At 30.7% G+C, this 23448-nt stretch carries 19 protein-coding genes and 2 pseudogenes; 3 read left to right on the top strand and 18 right to left on the bottom strand.

The features are described 5' to 3' along the window. From SOR77_RS00540 to SOR77_RS00520, 5 genes and pseudogenes are all read right to left on the bottom strand, one after another. Positions 1-393 (bottom strand): annotated as a pseudogene (locus tag SOR77_RS00540) (ABC transporter ATP-binding protein); the annotation flags it as partial. A 131-nt stretch (positions 394-524) separates the two neighbouring features. Next, the gene (locus SOR77_RS00535) at positions 525-1115 is read right to left on the bottom strand and encodes a TetR/AcrR family transcriptional regulator (RefSeq protein WP_320635265.1); all 591 of its coding nucleotides are present in this window, start codon (positions 1113-1115) and stop codon (positions 525-527) included. A gap of 225 nt (positions 1116-1340) precedes the next feature. Further along, the gene (locus tag SOR77_RS00530) at positions 1341-2555 is read right to left on the bottom strand and encodes an FprA family A-type flavoprotein (protein WP_320635264.1); all 1215 of its coding nucleotides are present in this window, start codon (positions 2553-2555) and stop codon (positions 1341-1343) included. Between the two features lie 7 nt (positions 2556-2562). Continuing rightward, complete coding sequence (locus SOR77_RS00525; protein WP_320635263.1) at positions 2563-3315, bottom strand: exodeoxyribonuclease III; 753 nt, start codon at positions 3313-3315, stop codon at positions 2563-2565. A 9-nt stretch (positions 3316-3324) separates the two neighbouring features. Next, positions 3325-4146 (bottom strand): tRNA 2-thiocytidine biosynthesis TtcA family protein, encoded by an 822-nt coding sequence (locus tag SOR77_RS00520; RefSeq protein ID WP_320635262.1) that lies wholly within the window; start codon positions 4144-4146, stop codon positions 3325-3327. A gap of 75 nt (positions 4147-4221) precedes the next feature. Here SOR77_RS00520 and SOR77_RS00515 point away from each other — a divergent pair, with 75 nt between their 5' ends. Then, positions 4222-4614 (top strand): zinc ribbon domain-containing protein, encoded by a 393-nt coding sequence (locus tag SOR77_RS00515; protein ID WP_320635261.1) that lies wholly within the window; start codon positions 4222-4224, stop codon positions 4612-4614. A gap of 45 nt (positions 4615-4659) precedes the next feature. Here SOR77_RS00515 and SOR77_RS00510 read toward each other — a convergent pair whose 3' ends face one another. The 8 genes and pseudogenes from SOR77_RS00510 to SOR77_RS00475 form a co-directional block, all read right to left on the bottom strand. Next, positions 4660-10287: an S-layer homology domain-containing protein gene (locus SOR77_RS00510; RefSeq protein ID WP_320635260.1), complete on the bottom strand. Its 5628-nt coding sequence runs from the start codon at positions 10285-10287 to the stop codon at positions 4660-4662. A gap of 19 nt (positions 10288-10306) precedes the next feature. Beyond that, positions 10307-11152, bottom strand: a complete 846-nt coding sequence (locus SOR77_RS00505) for a stalk domain-containing protein (RefSeq protein ID WP_320635259.1) — start codon at positions 11150-11152, stop codon at positions 10307-10309. Between the two features lie 305 nt (positions 11153-11457). Continuing rightward, entirely contained in the window at positions 11458-12186 is a 729-nt protein-coding gene (gene yaaA, locus SOR77_RS00500) for a peroxide stress protein YaaA (protein WP_320635258.1), read from the bottom strand. Then, entirely contained in the window at positions 12186-12638 is a 453-nt protein-coding gene (gene bcp / locus SOR77_RS00495) for a thioredoxin-dependent thiol peroxidase (protein ID WP_320635257.1), read from the bottom strand. Before bcp ends, yaaA begins: the two co-directional genes overlap by 1 nt. A 111-nt stretch (positions 12639-12749) precedes the next feature. Continuing rightward, a pseudogene (locus SOR77_RS00490) lies at positions 12750-13490 on the bottom strand (sulfatase-like hydrolase/transferase); the annotation flags it as partial. Positions 13491-13508: 18 nt separating this feature from the next. Continuing rightward, positions 13509-14441 carry a hypothetical protein gene (locus tag SOR77_RS00485; RefSeq protein ID WP_320635256.1) on the bottom strand — a complete coding sequence of 311 codons (933 nt, stop codon included), beginning with the start codon at positions 14439-14441 and terminating at the stop codon, positions 13509-13511. A gap of 1 nt (position 14442) precedes the next feature. Beyond that, complete coding sequence (locus SOR77_RS00480; RefSeq protein ID WP_320635255.1) at positions 14443-15993, bottom strand: ABC-F family ATP-binding cassette domain-containing protein; 1551 nt, start codon at positions 15991-15993, stop codon at positions 14443-14445. Beyond that, on the bottom strand, positions 15990-17054 hold the full coding sequence (locus tag SOR77_RS00475) for a site-2 protease family protein (protein WP_320635254.1): 1065 nt from the start codon (positions 17052-17054) through the stop codon (positions 15990-15992). Before SOR77_RS00475 ends, SOR77_RS00480 begins: the two co-directional genes overlap by 4 nt. A gap of 134 nt (positions 17055-17188) precedes the next feature. On the opposite strand from SOR77_RS00475, the gene SOR77_RS00470 reads away from it, so the two are divergent. Both SOR77_RS00470 and SOR77_RS00465 read left to right on the top strand, forming a co-directional pair. Further along, on the top strand, positions 17189-19672 hold the full coding sequence (locus tag SOR77_RS00470) for an FAD-dependent oxidoreductase (RefSeq protein ID WP_320635253.1): 2484 nt from the start codon (positions 17189-17191) through the stop codon (positions 19670-19672). Between the two features lie 87 nt (positions 19673-19759). Next, positions 19760-20230 carry a recombinase family protein gene (locus SOR77_RS00465; RefSeq protein WP_320635252.1) on the top strand — a complete coding sequence of 157 codons (471 nt, stop codon included), beginning with the start codon at positions 19760-19762 and terminating at the stop codon, positions 20228-20230. Between the two features lie 111 nt (positions 20231-20341). On the opposite strand, the gene SOR77_RS00460 is transcribed toward SOR77_RS00465, so the two are convergent. From SOR77_RS00460 to SOR77_RS10205, 5 genes are all read right to left on the bottom strand, one after another. Next, the gene (locus tag SOR77_RS00460) at positions 20342-21535 is read right to left on the bottom strand and encodes an MFS transporter (RefSeq protein ID WP_320635251.1); all 1194 of its coding nucleotides are present in this window, start codon (positions 21533-21535) and stop codon (positions 20342-20344) included. A gap of 140 nt (positions 21536-21675) precedes the next feature. Further along, positions 21676-22380, bottom strand: a complete 705-nt coding sequence (locus SOR77_RS00455; protein ID WP_320635250.1) for a radical SAM protein — start codon at positions 22378-22380, stop codon at positions 21676-21678. After that, positions 22377-22598 (bottom strand): radical SAM protein, encoded by a 222-nt coding sequence (locus SOR77_RS00450; RefSeq protein WP_320635249.1) that lies wholly within the window; start codon positions 22596-22598, stop codon positions 22377-22379. The genes SOR77_RS00455 and SOR77_RS00450 overlap by 4 nt, the downstream gene beginning before the upstream one ends. 64 nt (positions 22599-22662) lie before the next feature. Next, positions 22663-23295 carry a hypothetical protein gene (locus SOR77_RS00445; RefSeq protein WP_320635248.1) on the bottom strand — a complete coding sequence of 211 codons (633 nt, stop codon included), beginning with the start codon at positions 23293-23295 and terminating at the stop codon, positions 22663-22665. After that, a complete protein-coding gene (locus SOR77_RS10205) occupies positions 23282-23443 on the bottom strand; it encodes a winged helix-turn-helix domain-containing protein (protein WP_414153373.1) in 162 nt (53 codons plus the stop codon). Before SOR77_RS10205 ends, SOR77_RS00445 begins: the two co-directional genes overlap by 14 nt. Between the last annotated feature and the right edge of the window lie 5 nt (positions 23444-23448).

Here is a 23448-nt window from a genome sequence, read left to right as displayed (position 1 = left end):
CAGTGAACCTATTGCCAAAAAAGCATATTTCAGAAGTGCATCAAAACTGACCGGGTTACCGCCGGCATTTTTTATAAGCCACCCTGCCGCATAGGCACTGAAGAAATAAGTAGAAAAGCTAAAAAGTTCTCCAATGCAGGCCAAAATAACAGAAAGTTGCATCTTCCCCTTATACTCCGGAGCTATACTCATAAGCGCTTTATTTAATCCCCCCATGCTAATTTTGGGTTGCTTTTCACTTTGCTCAACATCACTTTCGATTCGCTGCATAATTTCATTAGGAACATCGAGGTTTAAATTCTCTATATCTCTTATTAAATTTTCATTTCCCTTGGGCTTCTTGATTTCCGAAGTAGAATCAAGCAATTTATTATTATGTTTTTTCTCCTTCATTAATTTATCTCCTTTCAGCTAGTGTATACTAACCCTTGATTATAAAAAATATTCTATTTGCCTTATCATAGCTATCGATAAGCAGATTAACGGATCCTAGAAAAAACTATCTATTCTTATAAAGCTTTATTTTATTCCTCTCCATTTTCAAATATGCAAATAATCATTTTTTCTAAAATCTTTCTATTCTTGGCGAAATTTTCTCTAGCGTCTAAAACATCTGCCGCAATAATCATTGCATTTGTAAAATCAGTAACTAATTGAAAAATATTGGCTTCATTTATCCATTTTAGTTCTTCATTCATAGATATTTTGAGTCTTTCTTTTGTCTGCTCCTGTAATTCCACCATAAGTTCACAGAGCTCAGGATTTCTTTTTTTAGCAATTAAAAACTCAATGTAAAGCGGCATATAAAGGTTGTCATCAATTATCTTTGTAACAAGCTCCTTAGCCATAAATTCCTTAGTTACATTTTTTTGAGATTTAGCCAGATGTTCTCTTATAATTTCGTCTCTATATTTAATCCCATTAAGCATAATATCTTTAAATATTTCTATAACACTTCCATAATAGTGATAAACCCCACCCTTTGATAAAGTTGTTCCTTCAATAATTTCTTCCATTGTTGTCTTTTCCAGTCCCTTTTCGGCAATTACTTTTGCAGCTGAGTCCATGATTTCTTTTTTTCTTTCCTTTACGCTCAACCTTTTGGCAGCACACATATATTTCCTCCTCTTATACCGACGATGTAGTCGGTATTTAATGATATTATATATCATTTAACTTCGCCTAACAACCATTTTTTAAAATTTTTATTAAAACTAATACTAATCATTTCCTAAACATTAAATAATCGGTATGATAAGGATATTGAAATAATAAACATAAAAAATACAAGAAATATCTAAAAAAAATAGAACTTGAATTAACAAGTTCTACTTTCACAATTAATCTTCTTTTTTATCTTCAAGAATTCTCTTAGCCATTTCTTTTCCAAGGTCTTTTAATTCTTGAATTTGTTCGTCTGTTGCAGCCCCTTTGATTTCAGGTTTTATACCTAAAACATTGTACTTCATTTCTTCTGCAAACTGGTCAAATCTTTTCATTGCTCCACCGCTCCAAGAATATGAGCCGAAGAATCCCCAAATATTATTTTTCATCTTTTGATGTTTTAATTCTTCAATTAGGAATGACATTGGCGGGAATATATTATTGTTATAAGAACATGAACCTAAAATAACCCCTTTATATTTCCATGTATCCGCTAATAAATATGATAAGTTAGTTTTTGATATATCTCTAATTCTAACATCACTTATTCCGCCTTCAACAACTCCTTTTGCAACTGCTTCTGCCATTCTCTCTGTATTTCCATACATACTTCCATAAATTATTACTACACCATCTGTAACTTTCTGTTTTGAAAGTCTTGTATACAAATCTAATATCTTTGAAGGATCTTTTCTCCAAATAACTCCATGCACCGGGCAAATTGTCTTTATATCAAGGCTTTCTAACCTATTAAGTGCTTTTAAAGCTTGTCCTGAATATTTTCCAACTATATTTATAAAGTAACGAGTTGTTTCAGATAGATAGTAGTCGTCAAATTTTACCTCGTCATCAAAAATTGCACCGTTTAATGTACCAAATCCACCAAATATGTCTTGAGAGAATAGAGTTTTTGTAGCCTCTTCGTAGCATACCATCGATTCAGGCCAGTGAACCATTGGTGTCATATAAAAAGTAAGTTCTCTATCTCCAAGCTTTAAAACTTCCCCGTCTTTTACTTCGATTATATTTTCTGTAATTCCATAGTAGCTTTCTAGAAGCGGCACTGTCTTTTTGTTACATATTATTTTTACATGCGGATATATTGAAAGTAACTCAACAATCCCACTCGAGTGATCCGGTTCAATATGGTTTATTACAAGATAATCAAGTTCTTTATCCCCTAGAATTTCATATAACTTTTCTAAGAATCCTTGCACTGTAGTATCTTTTACAACATCCATACAAATGCTAACTTCCCCTGTAAGTAAGTATGAATTATATGCAACTCCATCCGGAAGCGGCCACATGCCCTCAAAAAGTTGAGTTATTCTGTCGTTTACTCCAATGTAATATAAGTTTTCTTGTATTTTTTCTGTCAATAAATTATTCATTATTACCTCACTTTAAAATAAGTTCAACAGGACAATGATCAGACCCCATAACACTTTGGTGAATCTTAGAATCTTCAATCCTATCTAAAAATCTTTCAGAGACTACAAAGTAGTCTATTCTCCAACCTATGTTTCTCTCACGCGCTTTATTAAAATTACTCCACCAACTATATTCATCGGCTCTATCCGGATAAAAATATCTAAACGTATCTACATATCCGCTCGCCAAAAGTTCTGTGAACTTAGCTCTCTCCTCGTCACTAAATCCAGCAGATTTATGATTTGTATCCGGATTTGCCAAGTCTATTTCATTATGCGCTACATTTAAATCTCCGCACAATACCACAGGTTTATTTTTATCAAGTTCATTTAGATAGTTTCTAAAAGAATCTTCCCAAACTACTCTGTAATCTAAACGTTCCAATTTTCTCTTTGAATTAGGTGTGTAACAAGTTATAAAATAATAATCTTCAAATTCAAGAGTTATAACTCGCCCTTCTGTATCATGCTCTTCAATCCCTATTCCATAAGTTACAGAAATCGGTTTTAATTTTGTAAAAACTGCCGTTCCTGAATATCCCTTTCGCTCTGCATAATTATAATATAATTCATAGCCCTCAAGTTCAAGTTCCAACTGTCCTTCTGAAAGTTTTATTTCTTGAAGTCCAATTATATCAGGGTTCATCTCTGCAAGTTTTTCTACAAAACCTTTTTTCACTGCTGCTCTAAGTCCGTTTACGTTCCACGATATAAATTTCAATCTTCACCTCTAATATTCTTCCATAAAAGATATTTTTTTTCCGTCTTTATCCTTATATCCTATAATAGCTCCCAATTCAACATTTTCAGCTGACCTCAAAATGCTTATTGCCGCATTTGGGTTTTTCTCCTCTACTTTTGTAATTAAACTCTTGATATAACCTCTCATAGAGCCTTCTTCTTTTTTCTCTGCAACTTCGCAAGCACAGTCAAGTGCATGAATACCTGTAGAATTTATAAAATTTATAACCGACTCTTCCCTTACATAATACATGGGTCTTATCAACTCAAGGCCTTCAAAATTTTGAGAATGAAGTTTTGGCATCATAGTCTTATAGTTTCCTGCAAAAAGTATATTTAACATTATAGTTTCTATTACATCATCAAAATGGTGTCCAAGAGCCAACTTATTACAACCAAGTTCCTGTGCTTTGGCATATAAATTTCCTCTTCTCATTCTTGCACACATATAGCATGGAGAGCCATCAGACACTTTTTGAGAAACTTCAAACACATCTGAATTGTGAATCTTCAAAGGAATCCCAAGCTTCTCACAGTTGTATTTAAGTGTTTCTCTATTTTTATTGTTATAACCTGGGTCCATAGCTATAAATTCAAGCTCAAAGTTCATTTTCCCATGCCTTTTAAGCTCTTGTAGACATTTTGCAAGTGTAAGAGAATCTTTCCCCCCTGAGATTGCAACTGCAATTTTATCTCCATCTTGAATCATTTCAAATTCATTAACTCCTTTTACAAAAGGCACCCATATATATTTTCTGTAACTTTTTATTAAACTTCTTTCAATTTCCTTTAAAGCCTTTATATTATTCAATCATCTCTCTCCTTAATCCTAATTTATTATAACATGATTTCGATACATATTGGGTATATGTATACGGGTGATTATATGAAAAATAATACAAATGGTCCAAATTTTTCAGAAGCTTTAGCTGCGATATCCTTAATTTTCTTAGGAACTATTTGGAGCTATTTTTCAATTTCAAATAGAATGACTTTACTAAGAGATGGCGTAGACCCTTTCATCGTAACCGCACTACATATATGTGGCTTTATAATTATTTCAATAGGCATCTTTTTATTGGTGTACAAGCTAAGAATAAATATATCTTTTCATAAAAGTCATAAAAAGAAAGACTTCTCTAAAAAGCGAGTTCATAAGACAAATTTTAAAAATTTCCACAAGCATAACCTCTGTCCTAATTGTGGTTTTAAATTAGAAGATTACTTTAAATTCTGCCCAGAGTGCGGTTATAAAATAGAAGATGAAGAAATATTTTGAATTTAAAAAGAAGCTCTAAGGTCTGACCCTAAAGCTTCTCAATTTTTATTTATAGATATTATACAGCACTTGTGCTACTTGAGCTCTTGTAAATGGAGTTTTAGGACTAAATGTCCCGTCTTCCATTCCGTTTACAATCTTAGCTTTTGCAAGTTCTTCAACTGAATCCTTAGCCCAGCTTGAAATCTTAGAGCTGTCTTTAAATTCTGAATTTCCTCCATTTTGAACTTTGATTCCTGCAACTTTTAAATATCTAGCCATTATTACAGCCATTTGTTCTCTAGTCATAACATCATTTGGATTAAATCTTTCATTTCCCACTCCGTTGACTATTCCCGTTTCACTTGCCCAGTTCACATATGGTGCATAAAATTCGCCTTGTTTTACATCTGAGAACTTAGAATTTTGGTATCTATTCTTATCAATTTTTTGAATTCTTCCAAGAACTGTTACAAATTCTCCTCTTGTCATGCCTCTATCCGGCTCAAATTTGTTATCTCCTACTCCTTCAAAATATCCTTTAGACAAGCCAAATTCTATAGCTACTCTTGCCCAATGATTTTGAATGTCGTAAAGATTGCCAGATTTATTTATTACTTTCTTTTCTTCATTCTTCTTAGGCGTTATATCTTTAGCAGATGACCAATTAAATCTTAGGATTGCATCTTGTTCACCAGCGCCCGGACGTCCACCTCTTAATTCATCCATTGCATCTACCCAAACAGCAATTTTCACATCTTCTATTTTAGAATTTAAAGTGAATGACCAAACTCCTCCACCTTCATTAGTAGCCTCATACTTGCCTCCGTCATAGTAGAATAATTTTGTTATATTCCCTGTTAAAGTTCTACCTTTAAATGACTTTTCAATAGGTTTAAATGAAACATAGTATTTGAACTTGCCATCTTTTTCTTCAACTCTAGCTATTTTATGAACTCCGTCCCTTGCCATTGAAGTACCATTTCCATCAGCTCTTAAAACTTCTACTCCTACTTCATAAGTCTTTACATTTTCATTAATTTTCTTACTTTCTAATGAATTTTTAGTTTCAACGCTCTTTGTCGTATTATTCTTAATAAGATTTCTCTTCGCTCTGATCAAATCATCTAATGCCCTGCTTATATCTCTATCAGAAGCTCTGGAATCTCTTACTACATCTCTTGCTCTATCCAATGAATATTGAAAATCTCTCCAAGATCTATCTTCATAATCTCTAGAATTATAGTTTAATCCATTTCTAATCTCTCTATCTAATTCATCTTTTATACTAAATCTAGAGTTGAAATTTGGATTATAGTTTGAGCTTACTTGGCTTTTATTTGATGGATCAAAGACCATTCTAAAAACTCTATTTCCGGAGCCGTAGCCGCCGCCAGCTAAAGCATCCATCATATCCACATTGACTTCTAACCAAACTTCTGTATTTCTATCTAAAACTTCCCTTGGAACTTCAAATGTAAATATGTTTCCTGACTTGCGCGCAGGAATTCTACTTCCATAGCGACTATTGCCGCTAAAGCTAAATAACTCTTGAACTTCTCCTTCAAATCCTCTGTAATTGATTGATTGCATTTTAACATCCGCATACAATCTATTATTTTCTTCTCTTATAGTTACAGGGTTTACTATGGCATTAGCTGCCATTGAAGTTTCATTTCTATCCGCTTCTAATGCAGTTACTCGCATTGTATACATATTTGAATTTGTCCCATTAATAACTCTTCCATCAGCATTAGTAGATGAAGAATTACTTAGTCTCTTAAGCCCGTTTCTTGCTTTAACTAATTCTTCTTTAGCTCTGTCTATCTCATCTTGTGTAAAGTTTTTATTTTCAATCAAAATATCTGCCGCTCTGTCATATTTTTCTTTAAAAATATTCCATGAACTTGGTTCATAATCTCTCTCAGATAGTGCATAAGACTTATAATATTCTTTTCTTAAATCGTCTTTTGTAATACTTATCTCAGTACTACTTTCCCCACTATCAACCACAGGTTTAAGACTTTCAGAATTAGGATTTAAAACAAGCTTTGCCGATTTACTTCCTTTACCTGAACCGGGTTCTCCTTTTGCAAGCATATCCATTATATCTACAATAACCCTTACATTAACTTCATACTTTTTAGTTAAAACTTCTTTAGGAACTGTAAAAGTAAATTTAGTTGGATACTTTTTAATCTTACTTGTCGGACTAGTTATAGTTTTAAAATCAGATTTTGTAGTTTCAATTTCACCTTTTAATGCTTTACTTTTATCCGTTTCATTGTCGGACTTACTACTTCCATCCTTTATAAATAAGCCTAGTAAATGTCCTTTTAAAACTCCGTTATTATTTTTAATTTCTAATTCTCTTGTATTTATAGTTATGGTCGCTTTTTCTCCATCCACCTTGGCAGTTATAGAGCTAAAAGCCTCTTTACCCATAGCCTCTTCTTCAGACCCATCTCTCTTCCACTCAAACGGAATTTTATATACACCTGCTTCAATTGCCTTTTTATCTTCAATATTATCTCCTATATTTTTATCTGTTTTAATTTTTGAATCCTTTCCATCAGTAATACTTAAATTAGGAATTTCTGACTTAATAGCATCTTTTAATTGACTTTCCGTAATTGTTTCTTTTTTATTCTCTAACTTCAAATCAGCATCTCTATAGTCAATATTAGCTGATGTCATATAGGCTCCTGTTTGAATCTTGAACTCTTTTTCATCTTGTGCATCTCTTATAAACGAAATTACTTTAGTATATCCCGGGCTTTTACTTAGTCTTACACTTGTCTCCTTAAATTGATTATCTTCAAAATGCTTTAAATTTTGAATTTCCGCCTTTACTCCCATAACTTCCATAGGTTTAAATAACAAATGATATATAGTTTTTCCCGCTACTTGCTCTATATAGATTTCCTTAGACATCGCATCATTTGCCATAGAATCAGAAGAAAGCCCACTCTCGGCAATTCTTCCCTTTACCTTAAAATACTGTCTTTCCCCTTTAAGCTTAGGTACTAAACTTTTTTCTATATCTTGTAATTTTTTAATCTTATCCTGTATTTGAGTAGGATTTAAATGTTTGTTTAACTCCTCTTCACATTCCTTTATAGCTTTTTCTAAAAAGGCATAAGACCATTCTTCATAATCTTCTGCCTTTTTAGTTCTTGCATTTTGCACTGCAGCTTCCAATAATTTATTATCTTTATCTTTTCTCTGTAAAGCATTTTTTGTACTATTTAAAGAATCGTAAACTTTAGGTAAACTTGCATCGTCATTGTTATTCCCAAAGGTTTCTAACGCTTTTTGGTAAGCAGTTTTAAATTCATTTACATTACTATCTTTAAATGCTCCTTGCTCTATTTCTAACAATGTTTCATAAGACTCATTTATAAGTGTTTTTAAATTTTTCTTTATTTCAGAATATGTTGCTCTTTTTTTGTTATTTCCCTTTAAAGCATCTATAATCGCACTCTTTACTGCCTTTTTAACATCTGCTGTCGCTTGTGCTTTTATATCTTTATCTCTGTCTTCTATGACTATTTTTTCAATTTCTTCTAATGTCTTGCCCCTGTACTCTTTAAACCCTTCTGCCATATATGAAGCATATGCAGGATTGCCGGCAACCGCTGTATTGTTATCTGTCACTTCTAATACTTTATCTTCTGTAGTATTAAGTTTGATTTTTAGTTGAATAGTCTTTTCCGGAAGTCTATACCTGCCTAAAATTACAGCCGGATTAGGATCAGATGGTTTGTATTCCGAAAAAGGATATGATATTTCCGTTGGAATTTCTGTTCCGTAGTAATATATTTTAACAGACTTAGCTGGGCCATTTCCTTCTAAATCTCTCATATTAATTATATCATCAATAAATTTTAAATTTGTATATGCACTATTTTTAAGTACATATGATCCTGCCGTATATTCTGAATTTATTGTCCCTTTTAAGTCATAAAATACATTGTTCAAACTACCTTTAACATTACCTTTCCCATCTTGTGGAGTATATATTTGAAAAGCACTACTTCCTGCTGTAGTTACTAGAATAAGCCTTATATTTTTATTTAAAAGGTCAATTTGTTTAGGATCTCCATTTGCTATCTTGCCGTTATGATACTCAAAATCAGACGACAAACTATTTATAAAATAGGGAGAGTTTATTATTGTTTTATTATTTTTCCATTGATGCAAATAAATTCCTTCCACACCCTCAATGTACATTCTTTTTTCAGGTAACTTATACTTCCCATTTTTATCTTTTATATTTATAAAATATATACCTCCTAAATGTTCTTTTGGTCCTATTAACTTGTATTGTCTATCTTTTATTTTATCTAATATATATTCTCCTTCCACTTTCTCATTATATATTCCATAAGTCACTCCCTCAAATTCCAATTCAAAATCTTCAGGTAATGTACTTTCAAATATATATATTGAATTTTTTCCTTCATCATATTTTTCCTTTAAAGTTAATGTTTGACCTTCTTTTAATACCCCCTCTTCATTGACATCTTGCACGTCTTCAACTTCTTTGTCTTTATTAGAATTTTTCTTTTCAACTTCTTCCTTTGATTCAGAGTTTTCTTCTTTTGCTTGGTTTCTTATATAGAATTCCTTTACTAATTTATCACCCTTTACCAAGGCATCTAATAGATATTCTCTAGATTCAGTCTCATCAACTTCTTCATATCTTGAAATATATCTAGAAACTTCTTCTTTACCCGATACTGCTTTTAATTTTTCTATCCGTTTATTTATTCTGCCTGCTAAATCTTTTTTGCTTTCTTTTTCTTTTTCGTCGTCTCTTGGTGTGTGTTTGCCTATTTCTACTTTATAATTTTTTATATTCTTTTCAAATCTATTTATTAAGCTAATTAAATCGCTTTCGTCTTGATCTTCAAAGGTTTCTTTATATCCTCTTATAATTATTTCTAATTTTTTATAACTTTCTTTATCTTCCCCTTCTTTACTATCTAGTATTTTCTTTATCTCATTGGCTCTTTCAGTTACTTCTTTCTTTAAATAATCCATTATAGAATCTTCATCTGATTCAGAGTTTTCTTCTTTTGCTTGGTTTCTTATATAGAATTCCTTTACTAATTTATCACCCTTTACCAAGGCATCTAATAGATATTCTCTAGATTCAGTTTCATCAACTTCTTCATATCTTGAAATATATCTAGAAACTTCTTCTTTACCCGATACTGCTTTTAATTTTTCTATCCGTTTATTTATTCTGCCTACTAAATCTTTTTTGCTTTCTTTTTCTTTTTCGTCGTCTCTTGGTGTGTGTTTGCCTATTTCTACTTTATAATTTTTTATATTCTTTTCAAATCTATTTATTAAGCTAATTAAATCGCTTCCGTCTTGATCTTCAAAATTTTCTTTATATCCTCTTATAATTATTTCTAATTTTTTATAACTTTCTTTATCTTCCCCTTCTTTAGTATCTATTATTTTCTTTATCTCATTGGCTCTTTCAGTTACTTCTTTCTTCAAGTAATCCATTACATCTTCTAAGTCTTCTTTTGATTTAGCTGTTGTTAAGGGTGTTGTAGTAGATGTTACTACATTCATAGGCCCTCTAGCGCTAACTTGTGCCATAACCGGACTAGCAGTTGACGCCGCCATTTGCAATGCCAACATAAGTGCCATCGCTCTATTTATTTTATTATTCATTGTTATTTTCTCTCCTTTACTATTTTTTTATTATCACTGTACGAGTTTCTGCGTTCCAATCCACTTTAGCGCCAGAAATTTCAGCAATTGCTCTTAATGGCACAAAAGTTCTGCTTTCTTTTATAACTGCCGGAGCGTCGATTTTAGTTTTTACTCCATCTTTTTCTATTTCAGCTTTTCCAATTGTCAAATTGATTTTTTCATCTATAGAAACTTTTTGAACCTCTCCATTCCAATCCACTTTTAAACCAAGTGCCTCTGAAATAAATCTAACAGGAACCATAGTTCTACCATTTTCTATATACGGTTTAGTGTCCATTTGAACTTCTTTGTCATTTACATTTATCTTTATTAAATCGCTATTTTTCTCTTCAGTTTTAACTTTATTTTCTTTATTATTTTGTGATTTTACATCAACATTAGACCAATCTAAACTCAATATTGCCTTTTGCTCTCCGGCCCCGGGAGTCCCCCCTGCAAGTTCATCCATGGCATCCACCCAAACTGCTATTTCAATTTCTTTTTCTTTTAACATATCTCTTGAAAATTCAAAATCTGTCTTATCGCTTTTCTCAGTTTTTTTAGCTTCAGTTTTAGAATTTCCTGAGATTACAAATAAGTTAGTTACTTTCCCTTCTAATCCACTAAATTGTAGCGGTTTAAAAGATACTGTATAAATCGGCTTCCCATTTTCTTCTTTGACTTTTGCTGTATGTATAATGGCCTCGTTTGCCATAGACTTTTTACCGGCTTCTCTTGAATAATGTATAATCTCAACCGGCAAATCATAATTTTCCCCAGCAGCCAATACGCTTGATGTCATCATTAAAATCAACATCATAATTGTTAAAAATAATTTCTTCATTTTTCTTTCTCTCCTTTTCTTTTTATTTACAGATTAAAATTTATTTTCTTTAAATAAACTTTAGATCTTATTTTTTGATAATATATATCATTTGCAAGGAATTATATCATTAACTTTTTATAAAGAATTAATTTTATAATAAAAAAAAAGAGTTAACGCGAATTAACTCTTCTAATTTAAAATTTTCATTTTCTCAAAAAATACTTTTTTATTATTTTTAAAATTTTTACAAATAGCTATTTATTCGATATTTATTCTCAATAATAATTTATATAACTCTAAGTTTATTTATGTTTACTTTTTTCTTATCTATAAAAATTATATTCTCTCTCGTTTGAATTACCTTCATTGTACTTATAACCTAGTCTATCAAATCCCTTTATCTGTTCAATTTCTTGAACATTGTTTTGAGCCATGTATCTTACCATCTCTCCTCTTGCAATTTTGGAATATGTGGCTTTTTGAACCGGCTTTTTCTCTATAACTTCAAAAAAATTACAAGTTATAAATACATCATCTTTTCTCAGATATTTTTCTATGGCTTTATAATATTCTTTCGATGCCAAATTTACTATCGGCATTTTGAGTTGTCTGTATAATTTATCTCCCCAAAAGGCATATAAATCATTATATCCTAAAATATTTACCTTCGATTGCATTTCAAGTCTATACGGAACAACTCCATCAGTCGGGCTTAATACTCCATAAAATCCTGAAAGTATCTTCAATTTGTCCGATAGGTATTCTATTTCTTTCGGACTAAATTTTTCGGGTTCAATAGTTTTAAATACTATCCCATCATAAGCTAAAATGGCAGGAGTAACTCTTTTATCTAACTCCATACTCTTTATTCGTTCATAATTTTGTTCTGCAATCTTATCATTACATTGCCATATGGTTTTTAACTCAGAATATGTTCTCTCTTTTAGCCAACTTAAAATTTCCAATGTGTCTTCTAATAATTCAGATTCCGTTATTTCCAAATTATTTTCAACGTATCTCATCTTCTTAGTTGGTGAAATAATAATGTTCATTATACTTCCCCAAGCATTTTTTGTGGGTCTTCTTTAGCTTTTACTTTGTCATTTGCATATATAATTTTGCCTTCTTCGTCTATTACATAAGTTGTTCTAACAACTCCCATATATGCCTTTCCAAAAGTTTTCTTTTCTTTCCAAACATCATATGCCTCTATTGCCTTAAGTTCCGGGTCTGAAAGAATTGTAATTTTTAAATCTTTTTTCTCTTCAAATTTTTTATGAGATTTAACGCTGTCCTTGCTCACTCCCAGGACCACTGCATCTTTTTTATCAAAATCATCTTTTAATTCTGAAAATCCAATTGCTTGCATTGAACAACCCGGTGTATTATCTTTAGGATAAAAATATAATACTACTTTCTTGCCTCTGTAATCTTCTAATTTGTGTAACTTCCCGTTTTGGTCTTCAAGTTCAAACTCAGGTGCTTTTACTCCAACTTCTAACATGTTTAATCCTCCGAATTCTATATTTTAATTTATATTGTATTTTACCCTTTTTAATAAAATACATTACATTAAAAAGGAGCTATTCTCAAAGAGAACAACTCCTACAAAATCTCAATTTTTTAACTGCTGATAATATTCAACATTGTCAAATTTCTCTCTCTGCTCTGTGTCCAAATTTTCAAAATTCCCTTGTCCGTCTAGATTTATGAAATCCTTTCTGACAGAATGTTCTTCAGAATATCTTGATAAAAACTGACTATACGCATTCCCTTTAATTTTAAGCTTATTTAAAAGTTCAGCCATCAAAAATGCCGGTTCTATAGTTCTTCCATCTCCATAAAGTTTCGTTCTTTGCCTCAAACTTTCATTAGCCCAAAACAAATACGGAGTTTCGTACAAATTTTTTACTCCTTCAATTGTCTTTAAATTTTGTTCAATATCAAGCATTTCAATTAGACTTTTATTTTCTCCCATCGTTGGAGAGTGGTCGCCAAATAAAACCAAAACAGTTGGCTTATCGATTTTATTTAATTTATCTGTCAATATTTTAAGATTTTCTGATGTATCTTTAATTCCTCTTAGATAATTATTAAAGTAGTTGAATAGTCCTTCGTCATAATTTTCTTTCCACTTTATAATATCCTCGCCTTCTCTGTCTTTGGTATACGGCCCGTGATTTTGAAAGGTCACTGCAAAACTAAAAACTTTTGATTTTTTAGAATTCTCTTCAAAATCTTCCATAAGTTTTCCAAAAAACTCTCTATCTCTCAACGGCTTTTTAGAGAAGTTTTTAAAATAATTTTCGTAATATTTAAAACTTTCAAAGCCTATATTTTTATATATCTGTTTTCTATTGTAGAATCCCCCATACTATGGATGGTGCGCTGTTGTCATATAGCCTAAATCTTTAAAATAATTCACATAAGTTTTAGTCTTTCTTTTGAATTTAGGAAGATGGTAAAAACCGCTTAAAGCTTGCATTTCAGTGATAAAAGTTCCACCTCCGAACGCATTCACTATCAGCCCGCCATTCAATGACTCAGCTTTTAATTTTTTTAAATCTTCATACGGATCAATTTCAAATTCAAAATTTCCTTGGACAGTTGAAAAATCTTTAAATGATTCAAGCATTATCACTAAAAAATTTATATCACAGTTTTTGCCTTCCTCAAATTCTGAAAGTTCTTCTACTGCCATTTTCTCAGAATAATTTCTAAATTTATACTCAAATATATCTGTTAGCGAGTGTAGAAATGGATATAAAAATCCTTTGCTTTGATAGCTTTCAAGCTCAATATATGGGTTCATATCTTTTATAGTCAAGTTTCTATAAACCCTATCACTTTTTATGGCATGCCAAACTACCCCTAAGCATATAATTGAAATTAAGAGTATGGCTGTCGATATCTCAAATTCCGTTTTGTAACATTGCATTGCTATTGCCACAAAAATTGACAGTATGTAGATTAAAGCACTAAAATTTAATTTTAGTGGATATTGCCCTGACATATTCATGGCTTCTTTAAAAATCAGTATATCTTTAAAATACAATGGTTCTTCTCTAAACTGAACTTTGTAGTAGTGGATTAATGCCAAAGTGTTAACCACTACCATTACAATCGCTGCCCCATTTACAAATTTTAATTTACCAAGTATTATAGAGCATAAAATTATAGGCAAAAAATTTAACAAAACTATTTTAGGTTCTTTGAAAAAATCTACAATTCTAATTTTCTTGTTATTCTTTGAGATAATTAAAGAAGATATCGTAGAAAAAATCGAACCCAAAATTAAAAAAATCATTTTACACTTCCTTAAAATCTTCCATATTCCATACTTCTGTTGCTATAGACTCATAGAAATCTCTTTCGTGGCTTATTAAGAAAACCGCTCCGTCAAAATCTTTAATAGCTCGTTTTAATTCTTCCTTTGCTTCAGGATCCAAGTGGTTAGTAGGCTCGTCAAGCATCAATACATTTGCCGGTCTATTTAAAATTTTACATAACCTTACCTTAGCTTGCTCTCCTCCGCTTAAAACTCTAACTAAAGATTCTATCTGTTCTGTCATCAAACCGCATTTTGCAAGAGCAGCTCTGACTTCTGCCTGATTCCAACTTGGATACTCTTCCCATACTTCATCAATCGCCGTCTTTTTATCTTCATAAAATTCTTCTTGTTTAAAATATCCAACTTGAATACTTTGTCCTTGATGTATGCTACCTGAAATTGGTTTAACTTCTCCCAAAACAGTTTTTATAAGAGTACTCTTTCCCGTTCCATTAGGTCCTACAAGAGCAATCCTATCTCCTCTTTCCATCCTCAAATTCAAAGGTTTAGTGAGTGGTTTTTCATAGCCTATGACCAAATCTTTTGTCTCAAAAATTAATTTTGACATCTGTGAAGTAGATAAGAACCTAAATTCCGGCTTTGGTTTTTCCTTGGCAAGTTCTATAATTTCCATCTTGTCTAATTTCTTTTGTCTAGACATTGCCATATTTCTTGTGGCAATTCTCGCCTTGTTCCTAGCAACAAAATCTTCCAACTCTTGAATTTCTTGTTGTTGTTTTTTATATGCAGCTTCTATTTGTTTTTTCTTTAACTCTCTAAGTCTTTCAAATTCTGAATAATCCCCCACATATCTGTTCAATTCTTTATTTTCAACATGATAGATTATATTTATTACAGAGTTTAAAAAGTCTATATCGTGAGAAATTAAAATAAATGCATTTTCATAATTTACCAAATAATTTCTCAGCCAATCTATGTGATTTTCGTCTAAATAATTTGTCGGCTCGTCAAGCATCAATATATCCGGTTTTTCCAACAGTAGCTTTGCCAATAATATCTTTGACCTCTGCCCCCCGGATAAATCTTTAAAGTTTTTATCAAGTCCTATTGAGTGTAACTCAAATGCATTTGCAATTTCTTCAACTTTTGAATCAATCATATAGAAATCATGTTGTTCAAGAAGAGTTTGAAGCGTTCCAACTTCTTCCATCAACTCATTTAACTCAGCTTCCCCAACATCTCCCATTTTCATATATGCAGCGTTTATTTCTTGTTCCCAATCATATAAATGCGCAAATGCGCTCTTTAATACATCTCTAACTGTATAATCTCCGACAAAAGTGGCGTGTTGGTCTAAATATCCAACTCTCACTCTCTTTGCCCAAGTTATCTCTCCTTCTTCAGGAACTAACTTACCTGTTATGATGTTCATAAAGGAGCTCTTACCTTCTCCATTTGGACCCACAAGACCAACGTGTTCTCCTTGTAATAATCTAAAATTTACATCATTTAAAATTTCCCTGCCGCCATATTGATGACTTAAATTTTTTACTGTTAAAATACTCATTTTTCACCTAATTTTTCATCTGCATAATCCATTAATTTTGCAACAGACTTACTCTGTCCTACAAATGGATAAGTTGTAATATACTCTTCAAAATCTTTCTTTATCTTTCTAGCTCCCGCATAATCTCTTTCATACAGTGCAAAAGCATATTCTATATGAAATCTATTTATAAGAGCCTTTAATATTTTATTTCTAAATTTTTCAAATTCTTCAGTATCGTACTTCTCTATACCTTCTTCATCTCTATTCACTAGTTTATAGAAGAGTACCTCTCCAATTAAAACTTGTCTTTGTAAATCTGAAGACAACACCGGCTTTGTCAAAGCCAATTCTGCTGTTTTTTCAGCTCTTTTAAAATCTCCAATATCAAAATAATAATCTACCATAAAACTGTTAAATTCTAAATATTTCATATTATCAGGCGCTGTTAAAACTTTCATTTCATCTTCCGACCACAAATTCTCTGACTCTTTTAAATATCTTTCACTTGCGATCAAAGACGCTTGAATTAACACCCTATACGATTTATTTTTATAGCTTTCAAGTGCATTCTTCCCGTCATTATTAATCATTCCCTTCAATGGAATTCCATTAGTTATTACACCAAATATATTTACTATATGCATGTGAAATGCAAAAGCTTTTAAATCTCCTCTAGCATTAATCATAATTATAAAAAATATTATTCCCGTAATTAAATTTAAAAGAACTCCACCCATATTATATAGAACATACGGATAGTCTTCCCCTAATTTCTGTTTTGGAACCATTAGATTTTGCCCAAGAGTTCCCGGAATTTTAAATTTCTTAAATTTTAAATGTCCATTTTCTCTTACCAATGCATACGAAGATATTCTATACATTACAAATCTATATCCACTTATCTTTGCTGCTAAATAATGCCCCAACTCATGTATAAATATACTAAATACTATAGCCAGTGTAAGAGTATATAAAAATACCAAAGGATTAATTCTTTCTCCATTTAATATGTAATTTCCATAACTATAAGTTACAAATCCTCCAAATAAAAATCCTATAATCAAAGATAATATTCCCATGCTCCCTCCCTATTTGATAATTATAACATTACATACTACTTCATACATTCTTATTTTTCTTCTGTGACTTAGTCACCGACTTCTCATCTTATAAAGATATATACTAAATATATATTACTGAAAGGTGGAAAACTATGAAAAAAATTGTAATTATCGGAGGAGTTGCCGGTGGTGCAGGAGCTGCCGCAAGACTCAGGCGACTGGATAAAGATGCTGAAATAATTGTTTTAGAAAGAGGCCCTTATATTTCATATGCCAACTGCGGTCTCCCATACTATGTAGGTGGTGTGATTGAATCTGAAGATGCTCTCTTCTTAGAAACTCCTGAGGCAATGAAATCTAAATTCAATGTTGATGTAAGAGTTGAAAATGAAGTTGTTAAAATAGATAGAGATTCTAAAACAGTAATAGTTAAAAAAGTTGACAGCGGTATTGAATACGCTGAAAGCTATGACAAACTTATAATTTCAACAGGTTCTTCGCCTATAAGACCATCTATCCCCGGAATTGATAGCGATAGAATTAAAACTCTATGGACTGTCCCGGATACACTTACAATAAAAAAATTCTTAACTGAAAAAAATGTAAAGGACGTTGTCGTCATTGGTGGTGGGTTTATTGGCCTTGAAATGATGGAAAACTTGAAACATGCAGGATTAAATGTCCATCTTGTTGAAGGTACAAATCAAGTGATGGCACCTGTAGATTTTGAAATGGCTCAACTTTTACACGAAAATATAGCACAAAATGGCGTTAAACTGCATCTTAACAGCACGGTTTCTAAATTTGAAGAAACTTCAGATAAAATCTCTGTAGTTTTAGAATCCGGAGAAAAAATAACTTCTGACTTAGTTATTTTATCTATAGGTGTACGTCCTAATAGCCAAATTGCTAAAGATGCCGGCATAAATACTAACGAACGTGGTGGAATCATTGTTGATGAAAATCTTCTAACTAATGACCCAGACATATATGCCGTTGGAGATGTCATTGAAGTTAATGATTTTATCTTAAATAAAAAAACCATGATTCCTCTTGCCGGACCTGCCAACAAACAAGCGAGAATTGTTGCAAACAATATCTGTGGTAGAAATGAAGTCTATGCCGGAACTATGGGCACTTCAATCGCACAAGTATTCGATTTATCTGTTGCATCAACAGGCTCAAATGAAAAAACTCTACTAAAAAACGGTCTTGTTGAAGGTAAAGACTTCAAAAACATATACGTAACTCAAAACTCCCATGCAGGTTACTATCCCGGAGCAAGCCCATTAACTATTAAATTATTATTTAGCACAGACGGAATGAAAATCTACGGTGCTCAAATAATTGGCATGGAAAGTGTCGATAAGAGAATTGATACAATCGCCACTACAATGAAACTTAACGGAAGTATCTTTGATTTAAAAGCTCTAGAGTTATCATACGCTCCGCCTTTCTCTTCTGCTAAAGACCCTGTTAATATGGCAGGCTTCACGGCTGAAAACACTTTAAATAATTTAGTGGAATTTTCAGCTTGGGACATAGAAAAGACAAATCCTGATGCAGTTCTATTAGATGTGAGAGAACCGGCTGAACTTATGGCATTTGAAATTGAAAACTCTGTCAATATTCCTTTAGGACAGTTGAGAAATAGACTTTCTGAACTCGATAAAGAAAAAGAAATTATAACTTTCTGTGCAATTGGAGTTCGTTCTTACAATGCTGCAAGAATTTTAATTCAAAACGGTTTTAAAAAAGTTAAATTATATCCCGGTGGAACAAGATTCTATCAATCTACTCATTATGATAAATTAAACCCTTCTACAAAATTAGAGCCGTTATCCGATAATGGAAATATAAATTTTCAAGAAAAAACTTTTAATGTCAAAAACCATAGTAATAACGAAGACAACAGGACAATCAAACTAAATTGTATGGGGATGCAATGTCCCGGTCCTTTGATGCAAGTTTTTGAAAAGATGAACACAGTAAATGAGGGGGATATTTTAGAAATCCAAGCTTCAGATCCCGGTTTTGTAAAAGATATTAAAGCTTGGAGTAACAGAACCGGAAACACACTTATTTCAGCAGGAAAAGATGGAAATAAATACGTTGCAGTTTTAAAAAAAGGCAGTGATGAATTAAAGCTCGCACCTACTAACACACCTGATGGGAAAACTATGATAGTATTCTCCGGAGATTTTGATAAAGTCTTGGCAAGTTTTATAATTGCAAATGGTGCCGCCGCAATGGGCAGACCTGTAACTATGTTCTTCACTTTCTGGGGACTGTCTGCTCTTAGAAAACAAAATCCGCCATCCATTAAAAAGAACTTTATGGAAAAGATGTTTGGATTTATGTTACCTAAGGGTAGCACTAAGCTTGGTCTTTCTAAGATGAACATGGGCGGTTTAGGAACTGCAATGATGAAAAAGATAATGAGAGATAAAAATGTAAATTCATTAGAAGACTTGATTAAATGCGCTATGCAAAACGGTGTCAAAATAATGGCTTGCACAATGAGTATGGACGTTATGGGAATTACTAAAGAAGAACTAATCGACGGAATTGAATATGTAGGAGTTGGAACTTATCTTGGTGATGCAGAAGAATCAAATGTAAATTTATTTATATAACACAAGGAGCTGTTGCAAAAGTCTCGAGAATAAAAAAGACGAGGAAATAAAAAAGACGAGGAAATAAAAAAGGCTCTATAATATCTGTTGGGGAGTAAATCTCTAACAGCTATTATAGAGCCAACAAAAATTGATAAACCTGAATTAAATAAATTACTTTCTTTATTGGAAGATGGTAACACTTTAATGTTTACTAAACTTGATAGAGTTGCAAGAAGTGCTATTGAAGGTTCTAAATTAATTAATTCTCTTTTAGAAAAAAATGTTAGAGTCCATATATTAAATATTGGCATTATGGATAATACTCCTGCTAGTAAATTAATTAGGCAAATATTTTTTGCTTTTGCTGAATTTGAAAGAGATCTTATTGTAGAGCGTACTCAAGAGGGGAGAGCCATTGCTAAATTAAAATCAGATTATAGAGAAGGTCGTCCTAAAAAATTTTCACAAAAACAAATAAATCATGCTTTAGAATTGAAAAAATCCTATTCATATAAACAAGTTAGTGAAATGACAGGAATTTCTGTAAGTACATTAAAACGAGCTAATCGTAAATGACTAACTCGTTTATTATACTTTATTAAAATTAATTGTTTTTTATCTTCTGTATCATATAGTATATAATCCTTATTCATAATGAATTAAATAATGTGATCATTGCTTAAAATATTAATGACTGTCTTTTTTAATTCGTGCTAAGTTTATTATGCAAAATGCTATTAATGCAAATATTGAACATATTGCCCAAGAAATTTGTATCGGCATCTGATTAGACTCTAAATTAATATAACTTTTTGAAATTATTCCCGTAATTATTAAACCCATACACATTCCAAATTGGAAAAATGATGATAATAACGACAATAGTGTAGCTCTATATTCATTAGGTATTCTCTTATTTATAAATATTTGAGATGTAACAGGATACATTCCTCTTCCAATTTCATATAATATAAACATTGGTAATATAAAATAAAATCTGTTTGATATTGAAGATAGTATTAAAAACAAAAATAAAATAAAACATGTTATAGAAACCCCATAATAATCTTCTCTATTTTTACTAATAATTTTAGCTATATAACTTCCAAATATCATTGCTATAGAAAATACTACTTTCAATATTCCCATTATCCAAATTGGATAGTTGCTAGTACCTAAGAATCTTGGCTGTTGAAATACATTAGCTGCTGAATTTGACAGTGCTATAAATAGTGCTACAATGAAAATTATAAGAATTTCTTTGTTATTTTTTACTATACTTAAAGAATTCATAGATATTGATTTAATTGTTTGTTTTTTATCCTCACTCGTATATCTAAAATTATCTGATACAAAAAATATCATAAAAATTAACAATACTATGCTAATTATAAAACTAAATATCCATGGATACACTAAATTTTTAGATGCTAATATTGCTCCAAATATTCCGGCCGTAACTCCTGCTACATTTCTAATAATATTGTTGTTTGAAAAAATTTCTTCTATTGGTCTATCTGTATTTTCCACAACCCATGCTTCTAAACTTCCTGAAATAAAACAAGTATATAATCCTGAAAATATTGAAGCAAATAATAAAATATAATATCCCTGTTTTTCTATAAATGTATACAAATATATCAAATGTAATATTAAGCCTATAATTATAGAAGCTTTCCTTCCATATTTATCTGCCACTAAACCTGTAGGTATCTCCCCTATCCACACAATAAAAAATCCAAATGCTAATAAAAAATTTACTTCTCTTAAAGATAAATCCTTATATAATAAAAATATTATCAAAGAAGTACCTACTATTTCCTCCATTAAAAATTGTAAGAAACTTATTATATAAAATTTTATATGTGTTTTATTTTTCATATAAGCAACTCCTTAAAGCTATTTTGTGTTTCTATTGAGAATAGGGGGATTATATATTTTTCCATTTCAGGAAAAATCAAGCAGTTTAAAGGGTCTTTTCTCATAATATCTCCAAAACATTCATAAGCATTTGCTCTACATCACGAACCACATATTTTGTAATACCTACAGTCAAAACATTCTTTAAAATCTCCTACTTTTATTTCCCAAAACTTTTTATATTTTTCATCTTTCTTAGCGTCTCTAATTGACTTGCCTTTTACTGATGATAATTTTAAATCCAAAAATCTAGCACATGGTGTAACTTCTCCTAATCCACGAATTCCTAAATTTCTTTTATTATATGAACAAGGATGTATATCTTTAGTTTTTTCAGCAAAATCATAATTTTCCAATCCTGGAGAATATATATTATATATCCATAAATCAAAACTTTTGTGAGTATCTATTATATTTCTTTTTATTATTTTAGCACATCTTTTTATAATAATCTCCATATCAAAAATACCTATTTCATCTTTATTCTCTGCCATTCTTCCTGATATAAAAGGAATATCTAATCTCCAATATTTTGGATTGTAGTTTTCTAAAAAATCATAAATTTCATTTAAATAATCCACATTATATTTATTTATAATAGTATTTAATGTCCACGGAAAATTATTTCTATCTAACTTTTCTATAGCAGATAAAATTAATTTTGTAGTCCCCTTTCCTCTAACAAAATCATTCCCTCTCCCATCAAAGCTAATTTTAATTTCATCAATTGTATCTCTATAAAAAGATAAAAATTTAATAGTATCATCAGTTAATAAAGTTCCATTTGTTATAAAAATAGTTTTCAATTTTTTTCATTACAATATTTTATTAATGGTTTAAATTTGTAAGATGTCAAAACTTCTCCCCCTGATAATATTATTTTTTGACATCCCATATTTATAGCTTCATCTATAATACTTTTATGCTTATCTAAAGATAATTCTTTTTCTATAAACTCTTTAGAATTATACTCACTGTAAAAACAATATTTACAAAATAAATTGCAATTCACAGTAATATCCATATGTAAGTGTAATAATTCTGGTTTTTTTCTCGTTTTCAACATTTTAATCAACCCTTTTTCAGTATTAATATAATTTATCAGTTAATTTATTGTACTCATAACACTTCTCAAAAATTACATCATTTTGTAAATTTTTAAAAGCAGTTTTTAAACAAGGTATACAACTATTATATAAATATTTACATTTTGAACATGGTTCCCAATTATCAAATATTTTTTTATGATCTATGATATTTTTAATATCTCCTATAAATTCATTTCTTTTACTTATTTCAGATAGTTTCCTATCAATTAGCGAATCTATTTCATAAATTTTATTTTCATCTACAACTTTAAAGACATTATAACTATCACAATAAAAAACTTTTCCTCTATTATCTAAAAATATAGTATCTCTTTCTATTGGACATTTATGATACCCTCCATTTTTTATCTCATAAATGCCATTCGTTAATTTTTTTAAATATTCCTCTCCACAATTTTTTAAGAAACTTATATTTATCTTGCTTATATCTTTTTTTGTTGTAACTATAAATTTTGCTAAAGAATTTATGAATTCGATTTCTTCTGAAAAATTAACTTTAAATTTATCAACTACACCTTTTGTTGATTCATATCCTAAAATTTGTATTTTATCAATATTTATATCTAATAGATACTCTATTAACTCTATTAAATTATTTTTATTTGCTCTCATTCTTTTTTATCTGGGTTAACGTTTCTAAGTTCTTTTGCTCTGCTGTTAATTTTTTTGAGGTCTCTATGACCTCTTTACTTGCTTTCTTAGGATGTTTACTTCTTGGCATTATTTTTCTAAATCCGTGTCTTTTTAGTACTCTATATATTTGAC

The sequence above is a fragment of the Peptoniphilus sp. genome (assembly GCF_034090345.1).
GTDB lineage: Bacteria > Bacillota > Clostridia > Tissierellales > Peptoniphilaceae > Peptoniphilus.
Note: the sequence above shows the minus strand (reverse complement) of the source record. Positions and strands in the feature narration are given on the sequence as shown.